14 protein-coding genes and 5 tRNA genes are annotated in these 17,395 nt (G+C 68.9%); 8 read left to right on the top strand and 11 right to left on the bottom strand.

The window, feature by feature from the left end:
* Positions 1-129: 129 nt before the first annotated feature.
* Positions 130-201: transfer RNA gene (locus NGB36_RS32610), tRNA-Gly, on the bottom strand.
* Between the two features lie 111 nt (positions 202-312).
* Positions 313-630: a histone-like nucleoid-structuring protein Lsr2 gene (locus NGB36_RS32605; RefSeq protein ID WP_255924270.1), complete on the bottom strand. Its 318-nt coding sequence runs from the start codon at positions 628-630 to the stop codon at positions 313-315.
* A gap of 373 nt (positions 631-1,003) precedes the next feature.
* Between NGB36_RS32605 and purS the strand changes: the two genes are divergently transcribed.
* The 6 genes from purS to purM all read left to right on the top strand — a co-directional run bounded on the left by purS (position 1,004) and on the right by purM (position 8,040).
* Positions 1,004-1,249, top strand: coding sequence for a phosphoribosylformylglycinamidine synthase subunit PurS (gene purS / locus NGB36_RS32600; RefSeq protein WP_255924269.1), 246 nt, complete (start codon positions 1,004-1,006; stop codon positions 1,247-1,249).
* Positions 1,246-1,926 carry a phosphoribosylformylglycinamidine synthase subunit PurQ gene (gene purQ, locus NGB36_RS32595; protein WP_255924268.1) on the top strand — a complete coding sequence of 227 codons (681 nt, stop codon included), beginning with the start codon at positions 1,246-1,248 and terminating at the stop codon, positions 1,924-1,926. The genes purS and purQ overlap by 4 nt, the downstream gene beginning before the upstream one ends.
* 174 nt (positions 1,927-2,100) lie before the next feature.
* Complete coding sequence (purL, locus tag NGB36_RS32590) at positions 2,101-4,350, top strand: phosphoribosylformylglycinamidine synthase subunit PurL (protein WP_255924267.1); 2,250 nt, start codon at positions 2,101-2,103, stop codon at positions 4,348-4,350.
* 119 nt (positions 4,351-4,469) lie between these two features.
* Positions 4,470-5,279 (top strand): sterol carrier family protein, encoded by an 810-nt coding sequence (locus NGB36_RS32585; protein WP_255924265.1) that lies wholly within the window; start codon positions 4,470-4,472, stop codon positions 5,277-5,279.
* A 76-nt stretch (positions 5,280-5,355) separates the two neighbouring features.
* Complete coding sequence (purF, locus tag NGB36_RS32580; protein WP_255924264.1) at positions 5,356-6,873, top strand: amidophosphoribosyltransferase; 1,518 nt, start codon at positions 5,356-5,358, stop codon at positions 6,871-6,873.
* A 99-nt stretch (positions 6,874-6,972) separates the two neighbouring features.
* Entirely contained in the window at positions 6,973-8,040 is a 1,068-nt protein-coding gene (gene purM, locus NGB36_RS32575; protein WP_255924263.1) for a phosphoribosylformylglycinamidine cyclo-ligase, read from the top strand.
* A 73-nt stretch (positions 8,041-8,113) separates the two neighbouring features.
* Here the strand turns inward: purM and NGB36_RS32570 are convergent, their stop codons facing one another.
* Positions 8,114-8,368 (bottom strand): DUF3073 domain-containing protein, encoded by a 255-nt coding sequence (locus tag NGB36_RS32570; protein WP_255924262.1) that lies wholly within the window; start codon positions 8,366-8,368, stop codon positions 8,114-8,116.
* Between the two features lie 333 nt (positions 8,369-8,701).
* Positions 8,702-9,814, bottom strand: coding sequence for a Leu/Phe/Val dehydrogenase (locus NGB36_RS32565; RefSeq protein WP_255924261.1), 1,113 nt, complete (start codon positions 9,812-9,814; stop codon positions 8,702-8,704).
* 179 nt (positions 9,815-9,993) lie between these two features.
* On the opposite strand from NGB36_RS32565, the gene NGB36_RS32560 reads away from it, so the two are divergent.
* Complete coding sequence (locus NGB36_RS32560) at positions 9,994-10,866, top strand: DUF8083 family protein (protein WP_255924260.1); 873 nt, start codon at positions 9,994-9,996, stop codon at positions 10,864-10,866.
* A gap of 553 nt (positions 10,867-11,419) precedes the next feature.
* Positions 11,420-11,626, top strand: a complete 207-nt coding sequence (gene bldC, locus NGB36_RS32555; protein WP_014144087.1) for a developmental transcriptional regulator BldC — start codon at positions 11,420-11,422, stop codon at positions 11,624-11,626.
* A gap of 391 nt (positions 11,627-12,017) precedes the next feature.
* Here bldC and NGB36_RS32550 read toward each other — a convergent pair whose 3' ends face one another.
* The 7 genes from NGB36_RS32550 to NGB36_RS32520 form a co-directional block, all read right to left on the bottom strand.
* Entirely contained in the window at positions 12,018-12,197 is a 180-nt protein-coding gene (locus tag NGB36_RS32550) for a DUF6274 family protein (protein ID WP_255924259.1), read from the bottom strand.
* Between the two features lie 142 nt (positions 12,198-12,339).
* Positions 12,340-12,414 (bottom strand) — tRNA-Asp (locus NGB36_RS32545).
* Positions 12,415-12,488: 74 nt separating this feature from the next.
* Entirely contained in the window at positions 12,489-16,466 is a 3,978-nt protein-coding gene (hrpA, locus tag NGB36_RS32540) for an ATP-dependent RNA helicase HrpA (protein WP_255924258.1), read from the bottom strand.
* 134 nt (positions 16,467-16,600) lie between these two features.
* Positions 16,601-16,674: transfer RNA gene (locus tag NGB36_RS32535), tRNA-Phe, on the bottom strand.
* A gap of 4 nt (positions 16,675-16,678) precedes the next feature.
* Positions 16,679-16,753, bottom strand: a tRNA-Asp gene (locus NGB36_RS32530).
* 38 nt (positions 16,754-16,791) lie between these two features.
* A tRNA-Glu gene (locus NGB36_RS32525) sits at positions 16,792-16,864 on the bottom strand.
* A gap of 120 nt (positions 16,865-16,984) precedes the next feature.
* A complete protein-coding gene (locus tag NGB36_RS32520) occupies positions 16,985-17,335 on the bottom strand; it encodes a metallopeptidase family protein (RefSeq protein WP_255924257.1) in 351 nt (116 codons plus the stop codon).
* Positions 17,336-17,395 lie beyond the last annotated feature (60 nt).

Raw genomic sequence — 17,395 nt, 5'->3', positions numbered from 1 at the left:
CCCGCGACCCTCACCTTGGCAAGGTGATGCTCTACCAACTGAGCCACGTCCGCATTGCTCCCGAACGGCTCTCACCGTCCGGCGCGCTGACTACTCTACCTGATCGTTTCGACCGGTCGGAGCTGTCGGAGCGGGTGACAGGAATCGCACACTGCGCCTCCCCTTTGGAAAAGGGGCGCTCTGCTACTGAGCTACACCCGCGCGTTCCGGCGACCCGGCCTTTGTGGCCTCGCCCCCGGCGCGCTCCAGACTCTATCTGATCACCGGGGGTGTCTGTCCACTCCGAAGGCCGGGCGGTTGTCCAACTCGCGGTCAGTTCGCCGAGTTGAACGCCTCGTAGACGCGCTTGGGGATGCGGCCGCGCGGCGGGACCTCCATGCCGTTGGAGCGCGCCCAGGCGCGGACGGCGGCCGGGTCGGGGGCGACGGCGGTGCGCTGGTAGGTCTTTCCGGAGCGGCTGCGGCGGCGGCCGGCGTTCAGGTAAGGGGTCAGCGCATCGCGCAGCTTGTCCGCGTTGGCGGCGGAGAGATCGATCTCGTAAGCCTTGCCGTCGAGGCCGAACACGACCGTTTCCTCGGCTTCGCCACCATCGAGGTCGTCGGAGAGGGTGACCACCACGCGCTGCGCCATTGGATATCGGTCCTTTCGTGCGGCAACGGTATGCCGGAAGTGCCCATTGGCCTGCCGGTAACCCGCTCGGACATGCTCTGACGTGCGGGGATGCTCCGTCGCCTGCTGGTCGGGGTCAATGCGTTCTCTTTTGTACAGGGAGAAGCATTACGGGCGGAAGCTGCAGGTTTATTTTTCCCCGCGTGTCACGCCGCAATCGGGACCTTACGGTTTTCTCCGCGTTTTCCAAAGAGGGTACCCCCGCCGATGCGTAACCGTGATGGACGAGCCCTGCATATCTACCCGCGTAGATTTCCGGGGCGGGTAGGCTGAGACATCCCCTGGCCTTCGGCATGGGGGACCCCTCCTCAGCACCACACCACCGGGAGTGCACGTGGCACGCGTCGTAGTCGACGTCATGCTCAAGCCGGAGATCCTCGACCCCCAGGGCCAGGCGGTCCAGCGCGCACTTCCGCGCCTGGGCTTCAACGGGATCTCCGACGTCCGCCAGGGCAAGCGCTTTGAGCTGGAGGTGGAGGGCCCGGTCGACGAGGCCGCCCTCGCCCGTATCCACACCATGGCCGAAACGTTCCTCGCCAACACCGTGATCGAGGACTTCTTCGTCAAGGTCGAGTCGTGAGCACACGCATCGGAGTCGTCTCCTTCCCCGGAACGCTCGACGACCGCGACGCGCTGCGCGCCGTACGGATCGCCGGAGCCGAGCCGGTGCCGCTCTGGCACCGGGACAAGGACCTGAAGCAGGTCGACGCCGTCGTCCTGCCCGGCGGTTTCTCTTACGGCGACTATCTGCGCGCGGGAGCCATCTCGCGCTTCTCGCCGATCATGGAATTGATCATCTCCGGGGCCAAGGACGGACTGCCCGTCCTCGGCATCTGCAACGGCTTCCAGGTGCTCACCGAGAGCCACCTGCTGCCCGGCGCGATGCTGCGCAACAACCACCTCCACTTCATCTGCCGGGACCAGACGTTGCGCGTGGAGAACGCCAACACCGCCTGGACCTCCGACTACACCGCCGGCCAGGAGATCAGCATTCCGCTGAAGAACATCGACGGCCGCTACACCGCCGACGAGCGGACGCTGGACCAGCTGGAGGCCGAGGGCCGGGTCGCCTTCCGGTACACGGGCATGAACCCCAATGGTTCGCTGCGCGACATCGCCGGCATCACCAACGAGGCCGGGAACGTGGTCGGCCTCATGCCGCACCCGGAGCACGCCGTCGAGCCGCTGGTCGGCACCGGCAGGACCGACGGGCTCGGCTTCTTCACCTCGATCCTCAAGAGGCTGGTCAGCGCATGACTCTCGACACCGGAGCAGCCGAGGGAGCGATTGAGCGCCCTCGTTCTCGCGTACAGAACCACATCGCGCGAAGGAGCGACCGAGCGTGACCCTGGATACCGGAGCAGCCGAGGGAGCGATTGAGCGCCCTCGTCCTCGCGTACAGAACCACATCGCGCGAAGGAGCGACCGAGCGTGACCCTGGACACCGTCAAGCACGCCGAGCAGACTCCCGACACGCCGCTGCCGTGGGCCGAACTCGGTCTCAAGCCCGATGAGTACGAGCGCATCGTCGAGATCCTGGGCCGCCGCCCGACCGGCGCCGAGCTCGCCATGTACTCGGTGATGTGGTCCGAGCACTGCTCGTACAAGAGCAGCAAGGTGCACCTGAGGCAGTTCGGCGAGAAGGCACCGCAGTCCGACGCGATGCTCGTCGGCATCGGTGAGAACGCCGGTGTCGTCGACGTCGGCCAGGGGTACGCGGTCACCTTCAAGGTCGAGTCGCACAACCACCCCTCCTACGTGGAGCCCTACCAGGGCGCGGCCACCGGCGTTGGCGGCATCGTCCGCGACATCCTGGCGATGGGTGCCCGCCCGGTCGCCGTCATGGACCCGCTGCGCTTCGGTGCCGCCGACCACCCCGACACCAAGCGCGTCCTGCCGGGCGTCGTCGCCGGTATCGGCGGCTACGGCAACTGCCTGGGCCTGCCCAACATCGGCGGCGAGGTCGTCTTCGACTCGTGCTACCAGGGCAATCCGCTGGTCAACGCGCTCTGCGTGGGCGTGATGAAGCACGAGGACATCCACCTCGCCAAGGCTTCCGGCACCGGCAACAAGGTGATCCTCTACGGCGCACGCACCGGCGGCGACGGCATCGGCGGCGTCTCGGTGCTCGCCTCCGAGACCTTCGACGACAGTAAGCCGACGAAGCGGCCCGCGGTCCAGGTCGGCGACCCGTTCCAGGAGAAGCTGCTCATCGAGTGCACTCTGGAGATCTTCCGCGAGAAGCTCGTCGTCGGCATCCAGGACCTCGGCGGCGCCGGACTCTCCTGCGCGACCAGCGAGTTGGCAAGCGCCGGCTCCGGCGGCATGCGCGTCGAGCTCGACACCGTCCCGCTGCGCGACGCGACGCTCAGCCCCGAGGAGATCCTCATGAGCGAGTCGCAGGAGCGGATGTGCGCGGTGGTCGAGCCGCAGCACGTCGACCGCTTCATGGAGATCTGCGAGAAGTGGGACGTGATCGCCACCGTCATCGGCGAGGTGACGGACGGCAACCGACTGGAGATCTTCTGGCACGGTGAGCAGATCGTCGACGTGCCGCCGCGCACGGTCGCTCACGAGGGCCCGGTCTACCAGCGCCCGTACGCCCGGCCCGAGTGGCAGGACGCGCTGCAGGCCGACGACGCGGCGAAGCTGTCACGCCCGGCGAGCGGTGACGAACTGCGCGCGGCCGTACTGCAGCTGACCGGCTCGCCCAACCAGGCCTCCAAGGCGTGGATCACCGACCAGTACGACCGTTTCGTGCTCGGCAACACCGTGCTGTCGCAGCCGGAGGACGCAGGTCTAATCCGGATCGACGAGGAGTCGAACCTCGGCGTTGCGGTGGCGACGGACGGCAACGGCCGCTACGCGAAGCTCGACCCGTACACCGGCGCCCAGCTGGCGCTCGCCGAGGCCTACCGGAACGTCGCCGCCACCGGTGCCAGGCCGCTCGCGGTCACCGACTGCCTCAACTTCGGCTCGCCCGAGGACCCGTCGGCGATGTGGCAGTTCGCCGAGGCCTGCCGCGGCCTCGCAGACGGCTGTCTCGCGCTCGGCACCCCGGTCACCGGCGGCAACGTCTCGTTCTACAACCAGACCGGTGACGTGGCGATCCACCCGACGCCGGTGGTCGGTGTGCTCGGCGTCATCGACGACGTCACGCGCCGCACGCCCATCGCCTTCGCCGAGGAGGGCCAGTTGATCTACCTGCTCGGGGAGACCCGGGAGGAGCTCGGCGGCTCGGCCTGGTCGCAGGTCGCCCACGATCACCTCGGCGGGCTGCCGCCCCAGGTCGATCTGGAGCGCGAGAAGCTGCTCGCCGAGATTCTCATCTCGGGATCGCGGGACGGGATGATCGACGCCGCGCACGACCTTTCGGACGGCGGCCTGGTGCAGGCGCTCGTCGAGTCGTGCCTCAAGGGCGGCAAGGGGGCGCGGATCGTGATCCCGGACGGCGACGATGCTTTCGTCACGCTCTTCAGCGAGTCGGCGGGGCGTGCGATCGTCGCCGTGCCGCGCAGCGAGGAGCTCCGCTTCACCGACATGTGCGGGGCACGCGGCCTGCCGGCCACGCGCATCGGCGTGATCGACGGTGACGCGCTCGCCGTGCAGGGGCAGTTCGAGATCCCGCTGGACGAATTGCGCGAGGTGTATGAGGGCGCGCTGCCCTCGTTGCTGGGTTGATCATTGCGGCTGGCCCGCCGCCGCCGTCGGGGTCGCTCCAGGTATTGCTCCAGGTGTTCTGCATGCCCTCCCGCCCGTTACCGTCAGGCGGGAGGGCGCCGACGTCGTACGCTCATCGCATGCCGCCGCGTAGCCGTAAGGCGCGAGCCTACGACCCCGTCATGACACGCACCGCGCTGCTCGCGCAGGCGCGGGCGCTGTGCGGGGCCGTACGGGGTCTCGCACCCGAGGCGTACGCGGCGCCCACCCGGCTCGGGGCGTGGACGGTGCGCGAGCTCGTCGTCCACATCTGCCGGCAGGTCGAGATACTGCCGCGGGCGCTCGCCGTGGACCCGCCCGCCGGAAAGCCCGACGTGACGCTCACCCGGTGGGCGCTGTCGACGGTGCGGATCGCCGGGCTGCTCGACGAGGACACCCGGGAGGCGATGGCGCTCACCCTCGATCCGTCGGCCCGTCTGGAGAGGGCATGCGATGCGCTCGACGCCGCCCTCGCCGAGGGGATTCCCGAGCGCCTCGTGCTCATCGCGCTGGGCACGCCCGGGGCCACCATGTCCGCGGCGGACTTCGCGGTGACCCGGCTCGTCGAACTCGTCGTCCACGCCGACGACTTGCGCGACGCGGCCGGCGCCGACGTACCGCTCGACCGGCAGGCGCTTGCCGCCGCCACCCGGCTGCTCGCCGACGCGCTCGCCGAGAAGGCGCCCGGCAATGCGGTGGAGTTGCGCATCCCGCCGTATGCGGCGGTGCAGTGCGTCGAGGGGCCCCGGCACACCCGCGGCACCCCGCCCAACGTCGTCGAGACGGACCCGTGCACGTGGCTGAGGCTGGCCACCGGCCGTACCGGGTGGGCGGCGGCGCTGGAGGCGGCCGAGCTCTCCGCGAGCGGCGAGCGGGCCGACCTGAGCCCGTACCTGCCGGTATTGGTGTGACGACGGGCTGTGACGCCGACGGCGGCGGTGCGGGGGCGGTTCGGACCAATGCCCGGCCTGCCCTAGACTCGGTGTCGTGCCACGTGGTGACGGACGACTCAACCACGATCTCCTTCCCGGCGAAAAAGGCCCCCAGGACGCATGCGGCGTCTTCGGCGTCTGGGCTCCGGGCGAAGAGGTCGCCAAACTCACCTATTTCGGGCTGTACGCGCTGCAGCACCGCGGTCAGGAGTCCGCGGGCATCGCAGTGAGCAACGGCTCCCAGATCCTGGTCTTCAAGGACATGGGCCTGGTCTCCCAGGTCTTCGACGAGACCTCGCTCGGCTCCCTCAAGGGCCACATCGCCGTCGGCCATGCCCGCTATTCGACGACCGGCGCCTCGGTGTGGGAGAACGCACAGCCGACGTTCCGCGCCACCGCCCACGGATCGATCGCCCTGGGCCACAACGGCAACCTCGTCAACACCGCGGAGCTCGCCGACCTGGTCGCCCAGCTGCCGCAGGGCGACGGCCGGTCGACGAGGGTCGCCGCCACCAACGACACCGACCTGGTCACCGCGCTGCTGGCCGGCCAGAGCGACGAGGACGGCAAGCCGCTGCCCGTCGAGGAGGCGGCCGCCCAGGTGCTTCCGAAGGTCAAGGGGGCCTACTGCCTCGTCTTCATGGACGAGCACACCCTCTACGCGGCCCGTGACCCGCAGGGCATCCGTCCGCTCGTGCTCGGCCGCCTGGAGCGCGGCTGGGTCGTCGCCTCCGAGACCGCCGCACTGGACATCGTCGGCGCGAGCTTCATCCGTGAGGTGGAGCCGGGTGAGATGGTCGCCGTCGACGAGAACGGTCTGCGCAGCTCGCGCTTTGCCGAGGCCCGGCCCAAGGGCTGCGTCTTCGAGTACGTCTACCTCGCCCGCCCCGACACCGACATCGCGGGCCGCAACGTCTACCTCTCGCGCGTCGAGATGGGGCGCAGGCTGGCCAAGGAGGCCCCGGTCGAGGCGGACCTGGTGATACCGACTCCCGAGTCCGGCACCCCGGCGGCCGTCGGCTACGCCGAGGCGAGCGGCATACCGTACGGGTCGGGCCTGGTGAAGAACTCATACGTGGGACGGACCTTCATCCAGCCGAGCCAGACGATCAGGCAGCTCGGCATCCGGCTCAAGCTCAATCCCCTCAAGGAGGTCATCCGGGGCAAGAGGCTGGTGGTCGTCGACGACTCGATCGTCCGCGGCAACACCCAGCGCGCTCTCGTCCGGATGCTGCGGGAGGCGGGGGCGGCCGAGGTGCACGTGCGCATCTCCTCCCCGCCGATCAAGTGGCCGTGCTTCTTCGGGATCGACTTCGCGACCCGCGCCGAGCTGATCGCCAACGGCCTGTCCGTCGAGGAGATCGGCAAGTCGCTGGGCGCAGATTCGCTCGCCTACATCTCGATCGACGCGATGGTCGAGGCCACCACGATCGCCAAGCCGAACCTGTGCCGGGCCTGCTTTGACGGCGAGTACCCCATGGAGCTGCCCGATCCGGAGCTGCTGGGCAAGAACCTGCTGGAGACCGAGCTGGCCGGCGGCCCCGATGCCGCCGATGCGCTGCGCCGCCCGTGATCATCCGCCCGTGATCACGTGATCACGTGATCACCTGTACGAGATCCGCGGTCATCCGATCGTCCGACGAAAAACGAAAGCGAAAGTAGTTGCTTGGCCATGCCTGAGACAACCGGTGCCAGCTATGCCGCCGCCGGCGTCGACATCGAGGCTGGAGACCTCGCGGTCGAGCTGATGAAGGAGTGGGTGGCGAAGGCCACGCGCCCCGAGGTCGTCGGTGGTCTCGGCGGCTTCGCCGGACTCTTCGACGCCAGTGCACTCAAGCGCTACGAGCGGCCGCTGCTCGCCTCGGCGACGGACGGCGTCGGTACGAAGGTCGACATCGCGCGGCGGATGGGCGTGTACGACACGATCGGGCATGACCTCGTCGGCATGGTCGTGGACGACCTCGTCGTCTGCGGTGCCGAGCCGCTGTTCATGACCGACTACATCTGCGTCGGCAAGGTGCACCCGGCGCGTGTCGCGGCGATCGTCAAGGGGATCGCGGAAGGGTGCGTGCTCGCCGGCTGTGCGCTGGTGGGCGGGGAGACCGCGGAGCACCCGGGGCTTCTCGGGCCCGACGAGTTCGACGTGGCAGGCGCGGGGACGGGCGTCGTCGAGGCGGACGGTCTGCTGAGCGCGGATCGCATCCGTACGGGTGACGTGGTGATCGCGATCGCGTCCTCCGGGCTTCACTCCAATGGGTACTCACTGGTCCGGCACGTGCTCTTCGACCGCGCGGGATGGGCGCTGGACCGCGAAATCCCGGAGTTCGGGCGGGCGCTCGGCGAGGAGCTGCTGGAGCCGACGCGGATCTACTCGCTGGACTGCCTGGCGCTTGCCCGGACCACCGAGGTGCACGCCTTCTCGCACATCACCGGTGGCGGGCTCGCCGCCAACCTGGCCCGCGTCGTCCCGGATCATCTGCATGCGACGGTCGACCGGTCGACGTGGACGCCGGCCCCGGTCTTCCGCGTGGTGGGCGAGGTCGGCGGGGTCGAGCGGCTGGAGCTGGAGAAGACCCTGAACATGGGCGTCGGCATGATTGCCGTCGTCGCGCAGGAGTCGGCGGACGTGGCGCTGGCCGCGCTCGCCGACCGCGGGCTCGACGCCTGGGTAGCCGGAGAGATCACCGAGCGCGGTGATCACGGCGAGGCGGTGCTGCTCACGGGCGACTACGCGGCGTAGGGAGAGGCGCACGCAGGCACGACGAAACCCGGTCCGGGGTCGGACCCCGGGCCGGGTCAGCAAGACTTAGGAGTCAAGCACGACGACGCTGCGACGAGTGCTCCTGCGAGTCCTCGTCTTCGTCGTCCTCGTCGTTGTAGAGATCCGCGTACTGTGCGTACGGGTCATTGTCCAGCTCATCGTCGTCCTCGGCAGGCTTCGGATTAACCGGCCTCGACGTCGATGCGCCCAGCTCTTCGGCCAGACGTGAGAGATCCGTCCCACCGCTGTTGTACTTCAGCTGGCGGGCGACCTTCGTCTGCTTGGCCTTGGCCCGGCCGCGCCCCATGGCTCGACCCCCTCAACGGCGGGGCGCGAAGGCCCCGAGTCTTGACACGCGTTCATGATCTGGAACGGCCTCCCGTGGGGGACCGGTCCGTAGGGCTTCAACGGTACCTGCTTCTCAGGCCGCACGGTACGTCGCCCGCACGACGCGCGTCGAAGCAGTCTCCGCGGAAGCCCTTGTCCCGGCTGGTCAGCCGACTGGTTCTGGCGATTTTACCTTCTTCTGCGGCCGAGGCGGCGTCGGGTCGCCTGCCGAGCCGTGGTACGGGTGTCCGATCGATCGATCACCCATCGATCGCTCACCATGGGGGCACTGTGCCACGGCCCGGCCCGGCGGCTACCCGGCGGTCGGGCGCAGCCACTCCTGCGCGGGCGTACGCTCGGCGATCCGCTGCTCGGCGAGGCGGTCGGCCGCGGCCGCCGGCGGAATTCCGTCGTCAGCGGCGCGTTCGAAAATCGCCAAAGTTGTGTCAAAGATTTTCGAGGCCTTTGCCTTGGCGCGGTCGAAATCAAACCCGTGCAACTCGTCCGCCACCTGGATCACGCCTCCCGCATTCACCACGTAGTCGGGCGCGTAGAGGATCCCGCGATCGGCGAGATCCTTTTCCACCCCGGGGTGCGCGAGCTGGTTATTGGCGGCACCGCAGACCACCGAGGCGGTCAGCGCCGGTACCGTGGCGTCGTTCAGGGCGCCACCGAGGGCGCACGGCGCGTACACGTCGAGGTCGCCGCGGATCAGCGTCGCCGTGTCGGCGACCGCCCCCACCTGCGGGTGACGGGCGCGGATCCGGGCCACGGCCTCCTCGCGCACGTCGGTGATGACGACCTCGGCGCCGTCGTCCAGGAGGTGCTCCACGAGGTGGTGGCCGACCTTGCCGACGCCGGCGATGCCGACCCGGCGCCCGCGCAGTGTGGGCGCGCCCCAGCGCACCTGGGCGGCGGCGCGCATGCCCTGGAAGACGCCGAAGGCGGTGAGCACGGAGGAGTCGCCTGCGCCGCCGTGCTCGGGGGAGCGGCCCGTGGTCCAGGGGTTCTCCCCGGCGATCACGTCCATGTCGGCGACGTAGGTGCCGACGTCGCAGGCGGTCACATAGCGTCCGCCGAGCGAGGCCACGAAACGGCCGTAGGCGCGCAGCAGTTCGGGCGTCTTGTCGGTGTCGGGGTCGCCGATGATCACGGCCTTGCCGCCGCCGTGGTCGAGCCCTGCCAGGGCGTTCTTGTAGCTCATGCCGCGGGAGAGGTTGAGGGCGTCCTCCAGGGCGTCCTCGTCACTCGCGTACGGGAAGAAGCGGGTGCCCCCGAGGGCGGGGCCCAGAGCGGTCGAGTGGATGGCGATGACGGCTTTCAGGCCGCTCTCGCGGTCCTGGCAGAGCACGACCTGCTCGTGTCCCCCCTGCTCCGATCGGAACAGCTTGGAGACCACGGAATCTGGTGGACGTACGTCGGTCACGGTGGTGACTCCCGAGGTCGGTGTAGGCGCCCTCCGAGCTGGTGGGGAGGGCCGGTTGGCAAAAGGGTAGGCCCACCGGAGGGCGTCGGACCGCACAGTGTCGTGGATCACCCCCACTGGGGGAATGCGCGTGGGACGATGCGGATTGAACAGGGGTTCTCGGGCCTGAGGGAGCGGGAGTGGGCTTGGCGACGGTGGCGGTCCCGTACGCGACGTACCTGCGCGTCTACGAGCCGTTGGCTGCCTTTCCTGAGCCGGAGCGGACGTACTGGAAGCAGTACGTCGCCTCCGGTGCGGAGCGCACGGCACAGGACGAGCTGCGGCAGTCGCTCGCCGATCTGGTGCCGGTGCCGCCGGTCCCGGTCCCGGTGCACGAGAGCCGCGAGGCCTTCGTCGCGGTCGTCGACGACGTCGCCCACATCTGTCCCTGGCGTACGCGGTTGCGCGCGTGGCTCGCCCTCGACGAACTCACCGGGCAGCTGCCCGCGCCCCTGCTCGACGCAGTGCTGCCGCCCGTGGTGCGGGCCGCGGCCGCGGCGGACTACGAGCGGTGGCGGATGGCCAACCCCGACGCGCTTCCGTGGATCCGTTCGGCGACCTGGCACGTGCCGGTGCGCTGGTTCGCGCTCTTCGACGATGCGGAACGGACGTTCGAGCCCAGCGGTGTGACCGAGGACACATCGGGCGCCGGCGAGAAGCAGCCGACCGCGCCCGTGATGCGCTATCGCACGGCGATGGTGGAGGCCCGCCGCAGGGTCGCCAGGGGGCTGCGGGTGCTCCGCGACACCCTGGAGGAAGGGCCGTTGATCGACGGCCTGGTGGACCTCGGACGCTGGCTGGAGGAGTTCCACCCCCGCTCGCTGGTCGAACTCGACTACGGCGGACTGGTGTACGCGATCCCGGAGGCACGGCTCGCGGCCGATCACAGCGCCGCGCTGGTGGCCGAGGGGCTGGCCGCGCTGCGGGGCGGGGACAGTACGCGGGCGAGCGAGGCGTACACCCGGCTCACGGATCACTGGCGGGGCATCCGCGAGCTGCAGTACGCGAGCTGAGGCGCGGGCGCTGAGACCTGGGTCACGGCGATCGATGAGACCTGGGTCACGCCGGGGTTGTCCCCTCGGGTTCGATGAGTACCCTTACCGGACGCTTATCCCCTGGCCAGGACCTAGGTCCTGATCCGGGCCTATGCGTCAAGCGTGACGGAGAGCACGTTACGGGACTATTGCCTCCATGGCCTCTCCTGATGTCAAAATAGGACAACGTGTCGTGGAGGGAATCGTTCCGCCCAACTCTGGGTGGAATGCCCGCCATTGCACGCTCTGAGGCGTCTAGGGGTACCTGGATACGTTGTGACTGATCGTCACGCCTGCGTGACTGTCCGCTATGACATGGTCCATCGGCTTCCGCCGAGCTTGAACACCTGAGAGGGCAATTCCATCGGTTTGGCCGACGCGGCTGGACAGATGGTGTAGTTGTAGTGCCGAGGACAAGCCGTTCGTCCTATTACCGACTCGGCTCGCGTCCGCCATTTCGGGCAACGCGGGTCAAGGTGCAGAATTTAGAGGAAAGAACCGTGATGGTTCGGTTCTCCCGAGGAGGCCGCTCATGACCGCTCGCACCCCTGATGCCGAGCCGCTGCTGACCCCCGCTGAGGTCGCCACGATGTTCCGTGTGGACCCGAAAACGGTCACGCGCTGGGCAAAGGCGGGCAAGCTCACGTCCATTCGCACGCTCGGTGGCCACCGCCGCTACCGCGAGGCGGAGGTTCGGGCGCTGCTCGCGGGTATCCCGCAGCAGCGCGCGGAGAGCTGAAACACCCCCACACCGGGTCATTCCGGGTCCCCCAGCCCGGGTGTGCCCATGCCATGCCGCGCCGCGCAAGCGGCTGATGTCAGTGCACTGCTTGCCCCTGTCCCCATCAGGGTCTGCTGAAGATCGCGTCGGACTCCGCCGGGTCCGGCGCGATCTTTTGCGTGCGCGGCGCGTGTGCGGCGCGTGTGCCGTGCGTGTGTGGTGTGGGTAGAGGATGGTCGTGGGCAGTCGTGTCCGATGCCGCAGAACCGTCCCCGAAGCGGTGCAATTGCACATATTAAATTGACGGGTCGTTGGAGGGTGCTCAGTTCCCCTCCTCGCAGAACTCGTTGCGTGACTCCTGTCACATCCGGACCCCTTGCTGCCCGATGTCGGCCTGCGATAAAGGGGTTCAGTCGGCTTCGCGAGCCTCGCGAGCGTCGTGCGGCTCCATCGCGAGCCGTAGCAGCCGGTGGCAGACGGGGCAGTGGCGGGTGAGGTGGCCGCGCCTCGCGGAGGCGGCGAGATGGGCGCGCAGCAGCGCTCGCGTCTCATGGCGCGCTGCCCGTTCCTGTCCCGACGTCGATGCCATTCGCCCCACCGCCTCTCGCCCGCCGCACAAGCGGCCACCCCCCTGTTGCCAGGGGTACGCCGCCAGGCAGGCCACGTCAAGGCCGCCAACGGGGCCGCAATGCAGTACGGCCCGCATCCGGTGGGGATGCGGGCCGATCGTGCGGTCCTGACGGGATTTGAACCCGCGGCCTCCACCTTGACAGGGTGGCGAGCACTCCAAACTGCTCCACAGGACCTGGTGTGTGGTGCGAGGAAGACTGTACAGCAGGTCAGGGCCGCCGGTCGAACTCGCGATCTCGCCTCCCAGGCCTTACGGCCAGACCTGGTCGATCGCCTTGATGATCCGCTTGTCCGAGACCGGGTAGGCCGTGCCGAGTGCGTGCGCGAAGTAGCTCACCCGGAGCTCCTCGATCATCCAGCGGATCTCCCGTACCTCGGCCGGCACCGGCCGCCCCGGCTTCAAGGCCGCGAGGAGCTCTGCGTACTCCTCCTGCATCTCCTGGACCTTCTCCATACGGGTGCGGTCGCGCTGCGCGTTGGCCGGCATCTGCTGCAGGCGGCGGTCCACGGCGACCAGGTAGCGCAGCAGGTGCGGCAGGCGGCCGACTCCCGACGCGGTCACGAAGCCTGGCTGGATGAGGCCCGCCAGCTGCTCCTTCACATCGGTCACGTTCGCCACCAGGGCGAGGCTCGTCGTCGCCTTCAGCCGCTGCTCGCACGACTGCCACGCCGCGAGCACCTGCTGCACCGCTGCCACCGTACGCACGCAGGCGTCGACCAGATCGGCACGGACGGAGTCGAAGAGCTTGCGGAAGCCCTCCTCGTCCCAGGCGGGGCCGCCGTGGTCGGCGATGAGCTTGTCGGCCGCGGCGGTCACGCAGTCGTCGAAGAGCGCCTGCACGCTGCCGTGGGGGCTGCGGGAGAGCGCGAGCTTCTGGGCGTTGCTCAGCTTGCTCTGCGCGAACTTGGCTGGGCTGGAGGGGAGGTTCAGCAGGATCAGCCGACGGGTGCCCCGCCACATCGCCTCGCTCTGCTCCGCCTCGGTGTCGAAGAGCCGCACGGCCACCGACTCGCCCTCGTCGACGAGGGCCGGGTACGCCTTGACCGGCTGCCCGCCGCGCCGCGTCTCGAAGGTGCGCGGCAAGGTGCCGACCGTCCACTGGGTGAGCCCGGAGCGCTGTTCGATGCCGATCGAGCCGGCCGCCTTGGAGATCGCCTCCCGCGTCTTCGGCTTGAGCTTCAGCTTCAGCGCTTCGAGGTCCTTGTCCTCGGCGAGCCTGCGCCTGCGCTCGTCCGTCACCCGGAAGGTCATCTTCAGATGGTCGGGGACCTTGGCGAGATCGAAGTCGTCCGGCGAAACGGCGACCCCGCCGATGCGGTGCAGCTCACGGGCGAGCGCCACCGTCAACGGCTCCTGCACGGGCACGACGCTGTCGAGGAAGCGTGCCGCGTAGTTCGGCGCGGGGACGTAGTTGCGGCGGATCGCCTTGGGCAGCGAGCGGATCAGCTCGGTGACGAGATTCTCCCGCAGCCCCGGGATCTGCCAGTCGAAGCCCTCCGGGGTGACCTGGTTGAGCACCTGAAGCGGGATGTGGACGGTGACGCCGTCCGCGTCCGCGCCAGGCTCGAACTGGTAGGTCACCTTGAACGTGAGCCTGCCCTGCCGCCACGAGTCCGGGTAGTCGTCCTTGGTGACCGCCTCCGCCGACTCGTTGATCAGCATCGAGTGCTCGAAGTTGAGCAACTCGGGGTCCTCGCGCCGCCTCTGCTTCCACCAGGAGTCGAAGTGCGCGCCGGAGACGATGTGGGCGGGCAGCCGCTCGTCGTAGAAGTTGAAGAGCGCCTCGTCGTCGACGAGGATGTCGCGCCGTCTGGCCCGATGCTCCAACTCCTCGACCTCTTCGAGCAGCTTGCGGTTGTCGTGGAAGAACTGGTGATGGGTGCGCCAGTCGCCCTCGACGAGCGCGTTGCGGATGAACAGCTCGCGCGAGACCTCGGGGTCGATATTGCCGTAGTTGACCTTGCGTTGGGCGACGATCGGCACGCCGTACAGCGTCACCTTCTCGTACGCCATCACCGCGGCCTGCTTCTGCTCCCAGTGCGGCTCGCTGTAGGTGCGCTTGACCAGGTGCTGGGCGAGCGGCTCGATCCACTCCGGCTCGATGCGGGCGTTGACCCGCGCCCACAGCCGCGAGGTCTCGACGAGCTCGGCGGACATCACCCAGCGCGGCGGCTTCTTGAACAGCGACGAGCCTGGGAAGATCGCGAACTTGGCGCTGCGCGCGCCCAGGTACTCGTTCTTGCCTGTGTCCTTGCCGCCCTCCCCCCCGGCGTTTTTCAGGCCGATATGGGAGAGCAGTCCGACGAGCAGCGAGGTGTGGATGCGCTGCGGGTCGGGGCCGGCCGCATCGGGAGCGGTCGGCTCGTTGACGTGGATGCCCATCGTGCGGGCGATGGCGCGCAGCTGCGCGTAGATGTCCTGCCACTCCCGTATGCGCAGGTAGTTGAGGTACTCGTTGCGGCACATGCGCCGGAATGCGGACGAGGACAGGGCCTTTTGCTGTTCGCGGATGTATGTCCACAGGTTGAGGAAGGCGAGGAAATCGGAGCTCTCGTCGGCGAAACGGCGGTGTTTCTCATCGGCCTGCTGCTGCTTGTCGGACGGCCGCTCGCGCGGGTCCTGGATGGACAGGGCCGCCGCGATCACCATCACCTCACGCACGCAGCCGTTGCGGTCGGCCTCGAGGACCATGCGCGCGAGCCGCGGGTCGACGGGCAGCTGGGCGAGCTTGCGGCCGATGTCGGTGAGCCGCTGCCCAGCCTTCCCCGACTGGGGCATCTTCTGCTTCTGGTCGAGGGCGCCGAGCTCCTCGAGCAGCTGGATGCCCGCCTTGATGTTCCGGCTGTCGGGCGGGTCGATGAAGGGGAAGCGGGTGACGTCGCCGAGCCCGGCCGCGGTCATCTGGAGGATGACGGAGGCGAGGTTGGTGCGCAGGATCTCGGGGTCGGTGAACTCGGGCCGGGAGAGGAAGTCGTCCTCGGAGTACAGCCGGATGCAGATGCCGTCCGACGTGCGGCCGCAGCGGCCCTTGCGCTGGTTGGCGCTGGCCTGGCTGATCGGCTCGATCGGCAGCCGCTGGACCTTGGTGCGGTGGCTGTAGCGGGAGATGCGGGCGGTGCCGGGGTCGATGACGTAGCGGATGCCGGGGACGGTCAGCGAGGTCTCGGCAACATTGGTGGCGAGCACGATGCGCCGCCCGGCGTGGGGCTGGAAGACGCGGTGCTGCTCGGCGTGGGAGAGCCGGGCGTAGAGCGGCAGTATCTCCGTCAGCGGCAGCTGCTTCTTGGCCAGCGCGTCGGCGGTGTCACGGATCTCGCGTTCGCCGGAGAGGAACACCAGGATGTCGCCGGGCCCTTCGGCCTGTAGTTCGTCGACGGCGTCGCAGATCGCGGTGATCTGGTCGCGGTCGCCGTCGTCCGAACCCTCTTCGAGCAGCGGCCGGTAGCGCACCTCGACCGGGTACGTACGGCCCGACACCTCGACGATCGGGGCGTCCCCGAAGTGCCGCGAGAAGCGTTCGGGGTCGATGGTCGCCGAGGTGATGACGACCTTCAGATCCGGGCGGCGCGGCAGCAGTTGCGCGAGATAGCCGAGGATGAAGTCGATGTTGAGGCTGCGTTCGTGGGCCTCGTCAATGATGATCGTGTCGTACTGGTGCAGCTCGCGGTCGGTCTGGATCTCGGCGAGCATGATGCCGTCGGTCATCAGCTTGACGAGCGTGGAGTCGCTCACCTGGTCGGTGAAGCGGACCTTCCAGCCGACCGCCTCGCCCAGCGGGGTGTTCAGCTCCTCCGCGACGCGGTCGGCGACGGTGCGGGCGGCGATACGGCGTGGCTGGGTGTGGCCGATCAGGCCCTTGATGCCGCGGCCGAGCTCCAGGCAGATCTTGGGGATCTGGGTGGTCTTGCCGGAGCCGGTCTCACCGGCGACGATCACCACCTGGTGGTCGCGGATGGCCGCCAGGATCTCGTCCCTCTTCTGGCTGACCGGGAGTGCTTCGGGGTAGGTGATCTCCGGTACGGCGGAGCGGCGCAGCGTGACGCGCGCCTCGGCCTCCTCGATGTGCGCGGCGATCTCCGCCAGCACCGCCGCACGGGCCTCGGGCTTGCGGATGCGCCGGGTGCCGTCGAGGCGGCGGCCGAGCCGCTGCGCGTCGCGCAGGGTGAGCTCGGCGAGCCGGGCCCCGAGGTCGGCGAGGGAGGGGGCGGGGACGGGCTGAGTGGACATACGGAGTCCAGGATCGCATCCGGTGAGGGCGTGCAGCGAACCCATTTCGGCGTGCGCCTCGCTGTACCGCTGTACGCCGTGGTGCGCTGCACACGCACGTAGGCCCCGTCCGGAGACGGGGCCTACGTACTGCGTGGCTGGGGCCGGGGTCGAACCGGCGACCTACCGCTTTTCAGGCGGTCGCTCGTACCAACTGAGCTACCCAGCCGCAGCGGTCCTGACGGGATTTGAACCCGCGGCCTCCACCTTGACAGGGTGGCGAGCACTCCAAACTGCTCCACAGGACCAAAGGTGCGCGACCACTAGTCTCGCACATGATGGTGCGTGCCCCCAACGGGATTCGAACCCGTGCTACCGCCTTGAAAGGGCGGCGTCCTGGGCCACTAGACGATGAGGGCTGATGGCCCGCCGGGTCTACCCTCGCTTCCGCGAGGACGGTTTGACCGTCGGGGACGCGAGAAGCATATGGGATGCCGGGAGGTATCGCCAAAACGGTTACCTGCGCTTCGTGGCGGTGCTCAGTCCCAGCCCAGCTCGTGCAGGCGCTGGTCGTCGATGCCGAAATGGTGGGCGATCTCGTGGACGACGGTGACGGCCACCTCGTGCACGACCTCCTCCGGCTCCTCGCATCGCCGCAGGATCGGGCCCATGTAGATGCTGATCCGGTCGGGCAGCACACCCGCGTACCACTCGCCGCGCTCGGTCAGCGGCGTCCCCTCGTACAGGCCCATCAGCTCCGGGCCCTGCGGGTCGGGCTCGTCCTCGACGAAGACCGCCACGTTGTCCATGACCTGGACAAGGTCGGCCGGGACCCGGTCGAGCGCCGAGCTGACCAGTTCCTCGAAGTCCTCGCGCGACATCTTCAGCACGCGGCCATTCTCCGTAGCCCGCAGCGGTGACGCTACCCATCGGCAGCTGATGGGTAGCGT

This window comes from Streptomyces humicola, assembly GCF_024436035.1.
Classification (GTDB): Bacteria; Actinomycetota; Actinomycetes; order Streptomycetales; family Streptomycetaceae; genus Streptantibioticus_B; species Streptantibioticus_B humicola.
Note: the sequence above shows the minus strand (reverse complement) of the source record. Positions and strands in the feature narration are given on the sequence as shown.

Excerpts from the sequence above, each read along its gene's own strand:
- NGB36_RS32605 (WP_255924270.1), bottom strand. The coding sequence starts at position 630 with ATGGCGCAGCGCGTGGTGGTCACCCTCTCCGACGACCTCGATGGTGGC.
- NGB36_RS32585 (WP_255924265.1), top strand. The coding sequence starts at position 4,470 with ATGCCGCCGCGTAGCCGTAAGGCGCGAGCCTACGACCCCGTCATGACA.
- purM (WP_255924263.1), top strand. The coding sequence starts at position 6,973 with ATGCCTGAGACAACCGGTGCCAGCTATGCCGCCGCCGGCGTCGACATC.
- NGB36_RS32570 (WP_255924262.1), bottom strand. The coding sequence starts at position 8,368 with ATGGGGCGCGGCCGGGCCAAGGCCAAGCAGACGAAGGTCGCCCGCCAG.
- bldC (WP_014144087.1), top strand. The coding sequence starts at position 11,420 with ATGACCGCTCGCACCCCTGATGCCGAGCCGCTGCTGACCCCCGCTGAG.
- NGB36_RS32550 (WP_255924259.1), bottom strand. The coding sequence starts at position 12,197 with ATGGCATCGACGTCGGGACAGGAACGGGCAGCGCGCCATGAGACGCGA.
- hrpA (WP_255924258.1), bottom strand. The coding sequence starts at position 16,466 with ATGTCCACTCAGCCCGTCCCCGCCCCCTCCCTCGCCGACCTCGGGGCC.